A 14,432-nucleotide genomic window follows, 5' to 3' on the forward strand; every position below is an offset into this window, starting at 1 on the left:
TTAAGATAATCATTTACCGCAGATATTTTTAGTGCTTTTGAGTAACTTTTGTTTTTGGGTTGATTAAGTAAACCTGTTGGTCCATTGCATTGGTATATAGAAATCCATTTTCTAATACTCTGGCAAGCAACTCCAAGGTTTTTACTTGCCTGACCCAATCCAATCTCTCCATCAAGATATTGCTCAACTATTTTTACCTTTACTATTGGATCTATTTTGCTTTTTCTGGACATGAAAATACCCCCATATAGGACTTTTATATTTCATTGTCCTATATGAGGGTAGCATATCAGATGCCATTTCGATTGATGAAGTCTTTTTAGACATGGATGAGCACTGTAAATACGCGCTTGTCATTCAGGACTTCCACACAGGTGATCCCATCGATTTACTACGAAGCAGACGTTCTAATGTGACCGAGCCTTACTTTACTTCAATCCCTACTGAGGAACGCTTTGCAGTGAAGTATCTTATCTCTGATATGTATAATCCATACATTTCTTATGTGGAAAAATATTTTCCCAATGCAGTTTCTGTCGTAGATTCATTTCATGTCATTCAATGGATTACTCGTATGATTGATAATTATATTCGTCAGCTATTAAAGAAGTTCCGTCAGCGTGATCGTGAATACCAGGAAAAACTATCTCTTGAACAGCAAGTGCCGGTATCTCTTCCACCATCTGATGAAGTTTACCTGCTTCAGAAATATCGTTGGCTTATTCTATGTAATCAATCAAATATTCGATATCATACTGATCCACATATGGATCCGCATTTCCATGCACTCATGAACACATATGATTATGAAGATGCGTTATTTCGCATAGACTATAAACTCAAAGAGTTCAGAGATCTAAAAGAACTTTATCTTCAATTCAATGCCAGAAATGGCGGTAATCCTTCACAGGCTCAAATTGAATTGGAGGAATTGATTGAAGCATACCGGAAATCAAGACATGAGATATTTCGTGAATTCGCTTCTCTCTTAGAGAAATATAAATCTTCCATTATCAACTCATTTATTATGGTTGAAAAAATCGGTAATGGAAGAATCTATGATAGCCGATTATCAAATGGACCTATTGAATCTATTAACAGAAAAATCAAAGATTTAAAACGACTTGGCAGAGGTTTCCGCAACTTCGAGCATTTTAGAAATCGCTTTTTATATGCAACAAGATCAGTCCCTGTATTAAACGGTATCACGAATTACAACCCTGTTCTATATTTAGAAGAGGATGATTTTTAGGAGGAATTTATGAAAAACCATTGTGCTTTTAGCAAGAATCATTCCTGTCCACTTTGGACAGATTATGAACTTACATGTTATGAATTAGAAGAGGCAAACTCACTATGTCATAGCAACTGGATTGAAATTGCACGTCAATACAAATATATTCAAACACTGCAAAAAATCTTATCAGATAATGATATCCCATATCCCAACGAATATGATTTTGACTAATTATTTAAGAGGGCCTGGAATTATTCCAGACCCTCAAACTCGCCCCTCAAGTTTGTCCCTCAAACCAGCCCCTCAAACTAAACCCTCAAAAACTGGCATTCTAAAAGGGCCAGCCCCTCACGACTGACCCTCAATTAGTTCGGCAAACCCTCAAAAACTTTGATTATCCGAATGTTTTTGTCATTAGTGCGACAGCCCCTTTTTTATAAAAACGCTTCGCGAGGATGCTCTCAATAACGATGTTGTACTGGCTGGAGGGCAAGCTTTAGGCACAGGGTTGACGGAATAGCTTTTTTGCTTTATTCTTTCCTTATTGATTTACGCGCAGAAGAGATGATAGAAACGGCAAAAGGAAAGATGGAATCATACCATGAATTATATTGTGTTTGATCTTGAATGGAATCAAAGTCCGGATGGGAAAAAATTTGAGAATGCAAGACTACCATTTGAGATTATTGAGATAGGGGCTGTAAAGCTTGATAAAGATAAAAATATCATAGACAGTTTTCAACGGTTGATCAAACCGCAGGTGTACAACTGGATCCATGACAGTATCCATGAGGTGATCCATGTAGATTATAAAGATTTGACAGATGGCCTGCCTTTTCCGCTGGCAGTGCGAGAATTTCTTCAATGGTGCGGAAAGGATTATGCCTTTTTTACCTGGGGCAATCAGGATGTTATGGAGCTGCAGCGCAATATGAAATATTATAATATGCTGTCACTGATCAAAGGTCCTGTTACTTATTATGATGTACAGAAGCTATATGGGATCTGTTATGAGGAAGATGGCGAGAGACGGGCACTGGAGACCGCAGTGCAGCAGCTGAAGATCAAAAGCCAGATGGAATTTCACAGGGCTGTTGCAGATGCATATTATACAGCATATGTGCTTCAGTATATTGACGATAATTGCATCCGTCAGAATCCATCCCTGGACGTTTACCAGAATCCCAAGTCCAGAAAAGAAGAAGTTCATATGGAATATTCCATGTGGAATAAGTATGTTTCCAGGGAGTTCTTTTCCAGAGAGCGAGTGATGAAGGACAGGGAGGTTTTAAGCACCTGCTGTCCTGTGTGCCATTGTCCTGCCAGACGGAAGGTACGATGGTTCATGAATAATAATTCAAAGGTTTATTATTGCCTGGCAATTTGCCAGGAACATGGAACCATAGAGGGAAAGATCCGTATACGCAGAACAGAAGAAGATAAATATTTTGCTGTGAAAACTCTATACCGGGTAGGTACAGAAGAGGCGGAGAAAATCCGTGAAAAACGGGATTCTCTCCGCCTGAAGCGACAGTTAAAAAGGAAGCAGGAGGTCCGATAGGACCTCTTTTTCATATTGTACACCCCATCCTACCAGCTGACCATTATAATAATAGCTGCTGTTTAAAAGAAGAGGACCGGCAGCGTTGGAGCCTAAGATCTGCTGCTTTTCCAGGGCAGATACATCTGTTCCCTTGGGAACGGTAACATATACAGTTCTGGTATAGGGAAACGGGCAGGTATTGCCATTATTTTGAAGAATATATTTGTCGCAGGCAAGATCCACAGTAACTACAGGGGTCTTATCCTGTTTCAGATTGATCTTCTCAAAATTGCCAAACCCATAATCCAGCAGGGATGCTGTATCAGACCAGCCACCGTTAATGGTACCCATAACCACCACCAGAAGGGTCATATTCCCCCGTTTGGCATAAGTAACAAGCGTATTTCCTGCTGCTTCCGTGTATCCGGTCTTGCCGCCAAGAACACCTTCATAAGCATAGTCACGGCCTTCCATCATTTTGTGATGGTTCAGGAGATAACGGGTTTCCTCGAACTTGTTGGTAGGAGGAATCTCGAAGATCTTCCGTGTAACGTATTTGCGGAACAATGGATTGTACCAGGCTGCCCGTGAGATCTTAGCCATATCATTAGCAGTGGTAACATGATTCTCATCCGGAAGACCGTTAGGATTGTTAAAGTGAGTACTAGTGCAACCAATTTCCGCTGAACGGGTATTCATAAGCTCTACAAACTTTTTCACAGAACCGGAAACAGATTCTCCGATAGCCAGGGCAATTTCATTGGCTGATTCCAACATCAGAGCCATCAATGCCTGATGGACAGTAAAGATCTCGTCAGTATCTGCGTAAATACTGGAATCGCCGGGGGAGATGCCATGTGCAGCAGTTTCTGACATCACCAGCTTGTTCTGTACACTTAAGTTCTCACAGCCAAGAAGTGCTGTCAGGATCTTGGTAATGCTGGCCGGGTACATTTTCTCGTCCGGATTTTTGGAATAAAGGATGGCACCGGTGTACACGTCCATCATCACTGCAGAACGGGCTTCCACCTGGGGACCCTGTGGCCAGCCGGGGATGGAATTGCTTTCCGGGGCAGCATAATAGGCCTCTGTGTGAGGATCCGGTGTAGGCGTGGGGGATTCAGCAGCAGTTTCTCCTTCTTCTCCAAAGGCAAATGCAGGCTGTGTGACAAGCATTCCGGCAGATAAAGTGATACATAAAAGACGTTTTAATATTTTTTTTCCTGATTTAAACATAAAAATTCCTTTCATCTTAGCTTACAGGTTAGCATTTCCGAAATTTTGCTTCATTATAACACTTTTTTTCAGTAAAGAACAGGTGGAAAACTTGCCTAAAAAGTCTTGACACAGGGAATTTCATGCACTTATAATAGAAAAGCATATGGAAAAACCATGATGGAGACAGTAAGCTGTATTGAAAGCTTCAGCGAGCCGGGGAGGGTGGAAGCCTGGTGTGAGTCAGATATAGCAGAAGATCACTCCGGAGTTGCGTCCCTGAGGGTGTCTGGCAGCAGATACAGGTAGGGGATGACGGATTTCCCACGTTAACGGGAACGGGTATCGGGCATATGGCCCTGTACATTGTAACAGGTGGTATTACGAGAGCACTTCGCCTTCGTCCTTTTACGGACGGAGGCTTTTTAAGTTGTAATAAGAGGCTTTTTTGAAGTTCCCTGTTACACATTTCTCAAGGATGAGCAAAAGGAGGAAATGCGATGTATCAGAAAGTAGATACGAACCTGAACTTTGTAGACCGGGAAAAAAAGGTTGAAAAGTTTTGGAAAGACAATGACATTTTTGAAAAAAGCATGGAAAACCGTAAAGAGGGACCAACATATACTTTTTACGACGGACCGCCAACAGCCAACGGAAAGCCTCATATCGGACATGTACTTACCAGAGTTATCAAGGATATGATTCCAAGATATCGGGCAATGAAGGGCTACATGGTTCCAAGAAAGGCAGGCTGGGATACTCATGGACTTCCGGTAGAACTGGAAGTTGAGAAGAAGCTGGGGCTTGATGGAAAGGATCAGATCGAGGAATACGGAATTGAGCCTTTTATCAAACAGTGTAAAGAAAGTGTATGGAAATATAAGGGAATGTGGGAGGATTTTTCCTCTACTGTAGGATTCTGGGCTGATATGGAGCACCCTTATGTTACCTATGAAGATAATTATATTGAGTCTGAGTGGTGGGCATTAAAGCAGATCTGGGACAAAGGCCTGTTATACAAAGGATTTAAGATCGTGCCTTACTGTCCAAGATGTGGGACACCGCTTTCCGCTCAGGAGGTTTCCCAGGGCTATAAGCTGGTAAAAGAGCGTTCTGCTATTGCAAGGTTTAAGGTAAAGGGTGAGGATGCATACTTCCTGGCATGGACCACAACTCCGTGGACTCTGCCATCCAACGTGGCTCTTTGTACAAATCCTCAGGATACTTACTGCAAAGTAAAGGCAGCAGACGGTTATACTTATTATATGGCAGAAGCACTGCTGGATACTGTTCTTGGCAAGCTTGCCACAGAAGAAGCACCTGCTTATGAGATCCTTGAGAAATTTACAGGAAAAGATCTGGAATATAAAGAGTATGAGCCGCTGTTTGACTGCACCGGTGAATACGTGAAAAAACAGGGCAAAAAAGCTCATTACGTTGTATGTGATGATTATGTATCCATGAGTGATGGTACTGGTATCGTTCATATTGCGCCTGCTTTCGGTGAAGATGACAGCCGTATTGGACGGAACTACGGGCTTCCGTTTGTACAGTTTGTAGACGGTAAAGGCGATATGACTGCAGAAACTCCGTATGCAGGAGTATTTGTTAAAGATGCAGATCCTATGGTTCTGAAAGATCTGGATAAAGAGGGCAAGCTGTTTTCAGCACCTAAGTTTGAACATGATTATCCTCATTGCTGGCGTTGCGATACACCGCTGATCTATTACGCAAGAGAATCCTGGTTCATCAAGATGACTGCAGTAAAGGATGACCTGATCCGCAACAATAATACCATCAACTGGATCCCGGAAAGCATTGGAAAGGGGCGCTTTGGTGACTGGCTGGAGAATGTACAGGATTGGGGCATCAGCCGTAACAGATACTGGGGAACACCTTTGAATATCTGGGAATGCCAGTGCGGACATATGGAGTCTATTGGCAGCCGTCAGGAGTTATTTGAAAAGACAGGGGATGAAAGAGCTAAGACCATCGAGCTCCATCGCCCATACCTGGATGATCTGACCATGAAATGTCCGAAATGTGGCGGTACCATGCATCGTGTACCGGAGGTAATTGACTGCTGGTTTGATTCCGGTGCAATGCCTTTTGCACAGCATCATTATCCATTTGAAAATAAAGAGCTTTTTGAACAGCAGTTCCCGGCAGACTTTATTTCCGAGGCTGTTGACCAGACAAGAGGATGGTTCTATTCCTTACTTGCAGAGTCTACCCTTCTGTTCAATAAAGCACCCTACAGGAATGTAATCGTTCTTGGCCATGTGCAGGATGAAAATGGACAGAAGATGAGTAAATCCAAAGGAAATGCAGTAGATCCTTTTGATGCACTGGAAACATACGGCGCAGATGCGATCCGCTGGTATTTCTATATCAACAGTGCACCATGGCTGCCAAACCGTTTCCACGGCAAAGCAGTGCAGGAAGGTCAGCGTAAGTTCATGAGCACTCTTTGGAATACCTACGCATTCTTCGTACTGTATGCCAATATTGACGAATTTGACGCAACGAAGTATACTTTGGACTATGATAAACTCTCTGTTATGGATAAATGGCTGCTGAGTAAGCTGAATACAGTTGTTAAGACTGTAGATCAGGATCTGGCAGACTATAAGATTCCGGAAAGTGCAAGAGCACTTCAGAACTTTGTAGATGAAATGAGTAACTGGTATGTAAGAAGAAGCCGTGAGCGTTTCTGGGCAAAAGGAATGGAGCAGGATAAGATCAATGCTTACATGACTTTATATACAGCTCTTGTGACCATTTCCAAGACAGCAGCTCCTCTGATCCCGTTTATGACAGAAGATATTTATCAGAATCTGGTAAGAAGTATTGATAAGACTGCACCTGAGAGTATCCATCTCTGCGACTTCCCTACAGTGAAGGAAGAGTGGATCAATAAGGAACTGGAAGATAACATGGAAGAAGTGCTGAAAGTGGTTGTTCTTGGCCGTGCCTGCAGAAATACTGCAAACATCAAGAACCGTCAGCCTATCGGTACCATGTATGTGAAGGCTCCAGAGAAGATGGATACATTCTTTACTGATATTATTGCAGATGAACTGAATGTAAAAGAAGTAAAATTCACAGATGATGTGGAATCCTTTATTTCCTACAGCTTTAAGCCACAGCTTCGTACGGTTGGACCGAAATACGGCAAGCTTCTGGGCGGTATCCGTAAGGCACTTGCTGAGATCAACGGAAGCAAGGCAATGAATGAACTGAAGACCAATGGTGTTCTTGTTCTGGACATCGACGGAAATAAGGTTGAACTGACAGAGGAAGATCTGCTGATCGAGACTGCCCAGACAGAGGGGTATATGACAGAGACAGACGGCGATACAGCAGTTGTACTGGATACCAATCTGACTCCGGAACTGCTGGAGGAAGGTTTTGTACGTGAGATCATCAGCAAGATCCAGACCATGCGTAAAGAAGCAGGATTTGAGGTTATGGATAAGATCCTGGTTTATGCAAAAGATAATGATAAGGTTATGGATGTGATGAAAGCGCATCAGGATGAAATCAAAGGCGAGGTTCTGGCAGATCAGATCATTCTGGGCGAAGTTCAGGGTTATACCAAAGAGTGGAATATCAATAAAGAGCAGGTAACACTGGCAGTAGTTAAAGTACAGGAGGATTAACATGATTAACAAGCAGTTTGAGAAAGAGGCCTTCAAGAAGAGTGTACGAGATAATGTAAAATTTCTCTATCGCAAAAGGCTGGAGGAAGCTACCCAGGAGCAGCTTTTCCAGGCTGTATGCTACACTGTGAAAGATGTTATCATTGATAATTGGCTGAAGTCACAGAACGCATTTGAGGAGCAGGATCCGAAGATCGTTTATTACATGTCCATGGAGTTTCTGATGGGCCGTGCCCTGGGCAACAACCTGATCAACCTTGGCGCTTACGGGGAAGTAAAGGAAGCACTGGAGGAGTTAGGACTTGATCTGAATGTTCTTGAGGACCAGGAGCCTGATCCGGCATTGGGCAATGGCGGTCTGGGAAGACTTGCAGCATGTTTCCTGGATTCTCTGGCAACTCTTGGTTATTGTGCTTATGGATGCGGTATCCGTTATCGTTATGGTATGTTCAAGCAGGAGATCAGGGACGGTTATCAGGTAGAGGTACCGGATAACTGGCTTGTAAATGGTTATCCATTCGAGCTTCGCCGTCCGGAGTATGCAAAGGAAGTGCATTTTGGCGGTTATGTACGTGTAGAATATGATCCTGCAACAGGACAGAATAAATTTATCCATGAAGGCTATCAGGCAGTCAAGGCGATTCCTTATGATATGCCTATCGTGGGATACAAGAACAATATGGTAAATACCCTTCGTATCTGGGATGCAGCTGCGATTGAGGAATTTGGTTTTGATTCCTTTGACAAGGGTGATTATAAGAAAGCAGTAGAGCAGGAAAACCTGGCAAAGGACATTGTAAATGTACTTTATCCTAATGATAACAAGATGTCAGGAAAAGAGCTTCGTCTGAAACAGCAGTACTTCTTTGTTTCTGCAAGTATCCAGGAAGCAATCGCAAAATATAAAAAGAAACATAATGACATTCGGAAGCTGCATGAAAAGGTTGTATTCCAAATGAATGATACACATCCTACCATGGCAGTTGCCGAGCTGATGCGTATCCTCATTGACCAGGAAGGCCTTGGCTGGGATGAGGCATGGGCAGTAACCACCAAATGTGTTGCTTATACTAACCACACCATTATGTCCGAGGCACTGGAGAAATGGCCCATCGAGCTGTTTTCAAGACTGCTTCCCCGTGTATATCAGATGATTGAAGAGATCAACCGTCGTTTCATCATTGAGATTCAGAACAGATATCCGGGCAACTATGAGAAGATCAAGAAAATGGCGATCATTTATGACGGCCAGGTGAAGATGGCACATCTTGCTATTGCAGCAGGATATTCTGTTAATGGTGTTGCAAAGCTTCATACTGAGATTCTTGAGAAACAGGAGCTGCGCGATTTCTATGAGATGATGCCTGAGAAATTCAATAATAAGACCAATGGTATTACACAGAGACGTTTCCTCCTTCATGGCAACCAGCTGCTTGCCAACTGGGTAACAGACCATATCGGACCAGACTGGATCACAGATCTGTCCCAGATGAAAAAACTGGCTGTTTATGCTGATGATGAGAAAGCACTTCAGGAGTTTATGAATATTAAATTCCAGAATAAGCAGCGTCTTGCAAAATACATCCTGGAGCATAATGGCATTGAGGTAGATCCTCATTCCATCTTTGATGTACAGGTTAAGAGACTTCATGAGTACAAGAGACAGCTTTTGAACATTCTGCATGTGATCTATCTGTACAATCAGATCAAGACACATCCGGAGATGGATATGTATCCGAGAACCTTTATCTTTGGCGCAAAAGCTTCTGCAGCTTATGCCCGTGCAAAGAAGATCATTAAGCTGATCAACTCTGTTGCTAATGTGGTCAATAATGATGCATCCATTAACGGCAAGATCAAGGTTGTATTCATTGAGAATTATCGTGTGTCTAATGCAGAGATGATCTTTGCCGCAGCAGATGTTTCCGAGCAGATTTCTACAGCCAGCAAGGAAGCTTCTGGTACAGGTAATATGAAATTCATGCTGAACGGTGCTCCTACACTGGGAACTATGGATGGTGCCAATGTGGAGATCGTAGCAGAGGTAGGCGCTGAGAATGCATTTATCTTTGGTATGAGTTCTGATCAGATCATCAATTATGAGAACAATGGAGGTTATGATCCGGATATGATCTATAATACAGATCCGGAGATCCGTCAGGTACTGATGCAGCTGATCAATGGTACTTTCTCCAGTGATACAGAGCTGTTCCGTGATATTTATGATTCTCTTCTGAGCACAAAGAACAGTTCCAGACCGGATCAGTATTTCATTCTTGGTGATTTCCGCTCCTATGCAGAGGCACAGAAGAAGGTGGAAGCAACTTATCGTGATGAGAAGAAGTGGGCGAAGATGGCACTTCTGAATACAGCTCACAGTGGTAAATTCTCTTCAGACAGAACCATCCAGGAGTATGTGGATGATATCTGGCATCTGGACAAAGTTACTGTAGGCACAAAATAATATTTCATGTCTTATCCGGGCAGTGCAGGACATGAACGGGATAGTTATAGAAACTGAATAAGTATAAAAATGGGATACGGTTATCACCAGTCAGTGAAAGCCGTATCCCATTCTTTTGTTGCTATTTTGGAAGAAATAATTCTCCGGTTGCTGCATTTTTCCAGTATTCATAAGGGAACATATGATACATTTTACGGATGGTACTGCGCTGACTTTCGTAGATCATTGCCAGTTTCCGTTTGCGGATGTACAGTTCTTTGTCCATTTCCCGCAAGCTGTATGGAATCCGGTCATTTACGTAGTAGGTACCAAACCAGTATAATTCAGCCTTGCATCCGGTTTCTTTATATTCTTTTTCAATGATCTGATGTGTCATCTGATGATGCAGATGGCCATATTCGCCATTTTCATTGTGGGTGGCAACAAGCTGCCAGTCTTTGTAGTTAAGAATCGTTGCCACATCTTTTTCCATGGCTGCTCGCCAGTATTTCCAGGAACTGCGCTTATTGCCAAGCTTATCCGGGTAGGAAAGCATCAGATATTTGCCACCGGCTTCTGTAACCACAGATTGAAATTCTTTGCTGCGGACCGGGTTGTTCCCACCGGTCATACACACTACCAGATACTTATCATCCAGCAGGTGGCCACCACCCCAGATCAGCTCATCATCCGGGTGTGCAGAAAACAGGATCTTTGTATAACCGGACAGATCCAATGCATCCAGCTGATCATCTGTAACTGCAGGCAGGTGCATGTATGGGGAAAGAATATGCCACCAGTAAATAAGCAGGGATGCGGCTGCCACAGCCAGTAGAGAAAGAAGGGGACGGCCCACTGTTTTGCAGGCTTGCTTCATTGTATACATAAAAACCTCCTAAGGGCAGAATGTTCAGGGCGGCTTAGATCCCTTTTTTGTAGAGTATAAAAGAATAAATACAGGGAATCACAAAAAGCACTATCAGTATGGGAAAAAGAAGCCAATAGGACTGGACAAAACCGTTAATGATCATAATGATACCGCCAAGGATAAAAATCCAGGAGGCCATGCGGTGGGTACGGTTCCAGTTTTCTTCACTTGTCAGAGTCCAGGGCAGCCTGATGCCGATCGTAAAATTCTGTTTCACCTTATGCAGATAATTACCTATGACAATAAAGAGAAAGCCAATCATAAGGCTGACCCAAAGTCCGATATCCAGGTCATATCCCAGATTATAAGAATAAAGGAAAATATTAACGCATATGGAAAGCACAGGGATGATCCAGAAGACCATTTTGCCAATGCGGGTATTGATATTTTTTCGTTTGGGATCTGCCAGGGTTGCCAGGGAAACAAAAAGCTGCAGGGCAAGCAGAATCAAAGGAAGCCCAAATACTCCAAAAAATTTGCTGCCCCATCCATCGGCTCCATTATTGTTTGAAAAGTGTATGGCGAATTTCTCAGGCAGCTGATTCCATAAAATCAGGCCTGCAAGTATAGGACTGATAGTAAGAAGGCTTGTAAGTAAAAGAGTTTTTCTGTTATTTCGGATCATTGTCAGATTCTCCTTTCAGATTCTTCAGCCATAGCAGGATTTCATCTACAACTGAAGTATTCAATTCATAATATACATAATTTTTTTCTTTGGCTTCCCATACCAGATCTGCTTTTTTCAAAATGTTCAGATGGTAGGAGATGGTTGCACCAGTCATGTCAAAATGACTTCCGATTTCTCCTGCTGACATCCGACCGCTTTTCAGAAGCTGTAGGATTTCCCGTCGGACAGGATCGGATAGTGCCTTGAAAGTGTTGGCAAAAGACAATTTTGTTCCTCCTTTTAAAAGCATTTAGAAATATTTCTAAATAGAATATATGATAACTTTATGGAAAAGTCAAGAACTATTTAGAAAAAAATCTAAATACAATGACACAGACAGAAAAAATGATTTTACTGCTTCAGTTCTGATACTATAATCATGTAAAGGAATGAGAATTGAAAGAATATACTATATGGAATATATTTACAAAAGGGATGGTATGTTTCATTAATTATTTATGAGGTGGAATGATTTCTAAAAATATATAAATAATATACAAATAATCTGTTAATTACCAAAAAAAACGTGTATAATATTACATAGTGATACCAGATAGGAAAGGTTAAAGTTGGTGTCAATATAAAATCAGGCAGGACATAAAGGGGGCTTGTATATGAAGATCACATTTATCGGTGCGACCCATGAGGTGACGGGCAGCTGTTATTATCTGGAGGCAGCCGGAAAACGGTTTCTGGTAGATTATGGGATGGAACAAGGACCAAATTACTATGAGAATCAGGAAATCCCGGTAGCCCCGGGAGAACTGGATTTTGTACTGCTGACACATGCACATATGGATCATGCAGGAATGTTGCCTGCATTATATGCAAAAGGCTTTCAGGGACCGATCTATGCAACAGAAGCCACCTGTCATTTGTGTGATATTATGCTTCGTGATAGTGCACATATCCAGATGTTTGAGGCAGAATGGCGCAATCGTAAGGGACGCCGCCAGGGAAAAGCAGATTTTGTGCCTGTATATACCATGGAAGATGCACTGGCAGTGCTGAAGAATTTTGTGGGAAGACAATATGGAGAAATTTTCCAGCCGGCTTCCGGGATACAGGTTCGTTTTACAGATGCAGGACATTTGCTTGGTTCTTCCAGTATTGAGATCTGGATGGAAGAAGATGGAAAAGAAGAAAAAATAGTATTTTCCGGAGATATTGGAAATAAAAACCAACCACTGATCAAGGACCCAACATATCTTAAGGAAGCAGATTATGTGGTGATGGAATCCACATATGGAGACAGAAGTCATGGAGAACGTCCGGAATATGTAAAGCTTCTGGCAGAGGTGATCCAGGAAACCTTTGACAGAGGCGGTAATCTGGTGATTCCTTCTTTTGCAGTAGGCAGAACGCAGGAAATGCTGTATTTTATTCGGCAGATCAAGGAGGAAGGCCTTGTTACTGGACATGATAATTTTAAGGTCTATGTGGATAGTCCGCTGGCAAATGAAGCTACTACCATTTTCGGAAAACATTATCATGACTGCTTTGATGAGGAAGCTTTGAAATTGGTGCAAAAAGGGATCAATCCTTTAAGCTTCCCAGGTCTTAGGATTTCTGTAACAAGCGATGATTCCAGAGCTATCAATTTTGATGAAGACTGCAAGGTGATCATTTCTGCCAGCGGCATGTGTGATGCAGGGCGTATTAAGCACCATTTAAAACATAATCTGTGGCGTGAAGAGTGTACGATCCTGTTTGTTGGATATCAGGCTGTGGGGACAGCCGGAAGGGCACTGCTGGAAGGGGCGCAGGAGCTGAAGCTTTTCGGTGAGCCGGTTCATGTGGCTGCCCATATCCGCCAGATGCCGGGCATCAGCGGTCATGCAGATGTAAATGGACTGATTGACTGGGCGAAAGCTTTTAAACAGAAACCGAAACAAGTATTCATTACTCATGGAGAGGACAGCGTAACAGAGCTTTTTGCAGGAAGACTGAAGGAAGAACTGGGGTACGATACCATGGCGCCTTTCAGTGGAACCATATATGATCTGAAAGAAAATGCCCTTGTATATGAGGCAAAGGGCATCCGCATTGAGAAAGCATCCAAGTCTCCCAAGGCTTCTAAAGCTGCTCAAGCTTATGCGAAGCTGGTTTCTCTTGGACACAGATTGATGTCTGTGATCCGCAAAAATGAAGGAACTCCCAATAAGGATCTGGACAGATTTGCGAGAGATATCCAGTCATTATGTGATAAATGGGACAGACCGGATCAGTGAGATAAAAGAAAAACCGTCTGTGGTCTTAGTATTTCATCAGATCACAGACGGGTTTTAAGCTGCTTTTAGGCAAGTGCCTCTTTTAATGCGAAAGCAAGCTGCTGTGGACATGAAGTTGGTTTTGAACCGCACTTAATATTTTCAAGACGGCTGATCACTTCTTCAGCGTCCATGCCCTCCACCAATTTTGAAACACCCTGGGTATTTCCAGAGCATCCTCCGATAAAATTTACATTGTGAACCTTTTTATTGTCATCAATTTCAAATTCGATGGCCTGTGCACAGACACCTTTTGCTTTATACATCATGGCTTTATCCTCCTTTTTGCAGTTCAAAAGCATTATGAACTTTTCGTTTTGGTATTATGTATTATGATTTTGGCGTGAAAACACCAAAATCATGATTACACGGATGGTTCCGTGCTTTTGACATTGTAATCATATTATAGCAGAATCGCTGTAAAAATCTATAGGGGATTTGGGAAGAATAAGGAAATAGATTGGGAT

General features: G+C 42.4%; 12 protein-coding genes. 6 read left to right on the forward strand and 6 right to left on the reverse strand.

The features are described 5' to 3' along the window. A partial coding sequence (locus tag G5B11_RS07665; RefSeq protein ID WP_173727423.1) for a helix-turn-helix domain-containing protein occupies nt 1–233 on the reverse strand: 233 nt, incomplete at its 3' end. A 71-nt stretch (nt 234–304) separates the two neighbouring features. On the opposite strand from G5B11_RS07665, the gene G5B11_RS07670 reads away from it, so the two are divergent. The 3 genes from G5B11_RS07670 (at nt 305) to G5B11_RS07680 (ending at nt 2,798) form a co-directional block, all read left to right on the forward strand. After that, nucleotides 305–1,252 carry a transposase gene (locus G5B11_RS07670; protein WP_330603098.1) on the forward strand — a complete coding sequence of 316 codons (948 nt, stop codon included), beginning with the start codon at nt 305–307 and terminating at the stop codon, nt 1,250–1,252. Nucleotides 1,253–1,261: 9 nt separating this feature from the next. After that, nucleotides 1,262–1,468 (forward strand): mobility-associated LCxxNW protein, encoded by a 207-nt coding sequence (locus tag G5B11_RS07675; RefSeq protein WP_173727427.1) that lies wholly within the window; start codon nt 1,262–1,264, stop codon nt 1,466–1,468. Nucleotides 1,469–1,838: 370 nt separating this feature from the next. Further along, complete coding sequence (locus tag G5B11_RS07680; protein WP_173727429.1) at nt 1,839–2,798, forward strand: 3'-5' exonuclease; 960 nt, start codon at nt 1,839–1,841, stop codon at nt 2,796–2,798. On the opposite strand, the gene G5B11_RS07685 is transcribed toward G5B11_RS07680, so the two are convergent. Beyond that, nucleotides 2,772–4,016 (reverse strand): D-alanyl-D-alanine carboxypeptidase family protein, encoded by a 1,245-nt coding sequence (locus G5B11_RS07685; RefSeq protein WP_173727431.1) that lies wholly within the window; start codon nt 4,014–4,016, stop codon nt 2,772–2,774. The two genes, G5B11_RS07680 and G5B11_RS07685, sit on opposite strands and share 27 nt — an antisense overlap. 479 nt (nt 4,017–4,495) lie before the next feature. On the opposite strand from G5B11_RS07685, the gene ileS reads away from it, so the two are divergent. Next, the gene (ileS, locus tag G5B11_RS07690) at nt 4,496–7,657 is read left to right on the forward strand and encodes an isoleucine--tRNA ligase (RefSeq protein WP_158421643.1); all 3,162 of its coding nucleotides are present in this window, start codon (nt 4,496–4,498) and stop codon (nt 7,655–7,657) included. Nucleotide 7,658: 1 nt separating this feature from the next. Next, the gene (locus G5B11_RS07695) at nt 7,659–10,121 is read left to right on the forward strand and encodes a glycogen/starch/alpha-glucan phosphorylase (RefSeq protein WP_173727433.1); all 2,463 of its coding nucleotides are present in this window, start codon (nt 7,659–7,661) and stop codon (nt 10,119–10,121) included. Between the two features lie 121 nt (nt 10,122–10,242). Here the strand turns inward: G5B11_RS07695 and G5B11_RS07700 are convergent, their stop codons facing one another. The 3 genes from G5B11_RS07700 to G5B11_RS07710 are packed head-to-tail and all read right to left on the reverse strand — an operon-like array spanning nt 10,243 to nt 11,921. Then, nucleotides 10,243–10,986 (reverse strand): PIG-L deacetylase family protein, encoded by a 744-nt coding sequence (locus tag G5B11_RS07700; RefSeq protein ID WP_173727435.1) that lies wholly within the window; start codon nt 10,984–10,986, stop codon nt 10,243–10,245. A 34-nt stretch (nt 10,987–11,020) separates the two neighbouring features. Further along, nucleotides 11,021–11,653, reverse strand: coding sequence for an SdpI family protein (locus tag G5B11_RS07705; RefSeq protein WP_173727438.1), 633 nt, complete (start codon nt 11,651–11,653; stop codon nt 11,021–11,023). Then, nucleotides 11,640–11,921: an autorepressor SdpR family transcription factor gene (locus G5B11_RS07710; protein ID WP_158421647.1), complete on the reverse strand. Its 282-nt coding sequence runs from the start codon at nt 11,919–11,921 to the stop codon at nt 11,640–11,642. Before G5B11_RS07710 ends, G5B11_RS07705 begins: the two co-directional genes overlap by 14 nt. 388 nt (nt 11,922–12,309) lie before the next feature. Here G5B11_RS07710 and G5B11_RS07715 point away from each other — a divergent pair, with 388 nt between their 5' ends. After that, complete coding sequence (locus G5B11_RS07715; protein WP_173727440.1) at nt 12,310–13,926, forward strand: MBL fold metallo-hydrolase RNA specificity domain-containing protein; 1,617 nt, start codon at nt 12,310–12,312, stop codon at nt 13,924–13,926. Nucleotides 13,927–13,991: 65 nt separating this feature from the next. Here G5B11_RS07715 and G5B11_RS07720 read toward each other — a convergent pair whose 3' ends face one another. Beyond that, nucleotides 13,992–14,234, reverse strand: a complete 243-nt coding sequence (locus G5B11_RS07720; protein WP_158421649.1) for a TIGR03905 family TSCPD domain-containing protein — start codon at nt 14,232–14,234, stop codon at nt 13,992–13,994. Nucleotides 14,235–14,432: the final 198 nt, after the last annotated feature.

Source organism: Blautia glucerasea, from assembly GCF_013304385.1.
Classification (GTDB): Bacteria; Bacillota; Clostridia; order Lachnospirales; family Lachnospiraceae; genus Blautia_A; species Blautia_A ammoniilytica.

Excerpts from the sequence above, each read along its gene's own strand:
- G5B11_RS07675 (WP_173727427.1), top strand. The coding sequence starts at position 1,262 with ATGAAAAACCATTGTGCTTTTAGCAAGAATCATTCCTGTCCACTTTGG.
- G5B11_RS07680 (WP_173727429.1), top strand. The coding sequence starts at position 1,839 with ATGAATTATATTGTGTTTGATCTTGAATGGAATCAAAGTCCGGATGGG.
- G5B11_RS07685 (WP_173727431.1), bottom strand. The coding sequence starts at position 4,016 with ATGTTTAAATCAGGAAAAAAAATATTAAAACGTCTTTTATGTATCACT.
- ileS (WP_158421643.1), top strand. The coding sequence starts at position 4,496 with ATGTATCAGAAAGTAGATACGAACCTGAACTTTGTAGACCGGGAAAAA.
- G5B11_RS07695 (WP_173727433.1), top strand. The coding sequence starts at position 7,659 with ATGATTAACAAGCAGTTTGAGAAAGAGGCCTTCAAGAAGAGTGTACGA.
- G5B11_RS07700 (WP_173727435.1), bottom strand. The coding sequence starts at position 10,986 with ATGTATACAATGAAGCAAGCCTGCAAAACAGTGGGCCGTCCCCTTCTT.
- G5B11_RS07705 (WP_173727438.1), bottom strand. The coding sequence starts at position 11,653 with ATGATCCGAAATAACAGAAAAACTCTTTTACTTACAAGCCTTCTTACT.
- G5B11_RS07715 (WP_173727440.1), top strand. The coding sequence starts at position 12,310 with ATGAAGATCACATTTATCGGTGCGACCCATGAGGTGACGGGCAGCTGT.
- G5B11_RS07720 (WP_158421649.1), bottom strand. The coding sequence starts at position 14,234 with ATGATGTATAAAGCAAAAGGTGTCTGTGCACAGGCCATCGAATTTGAA.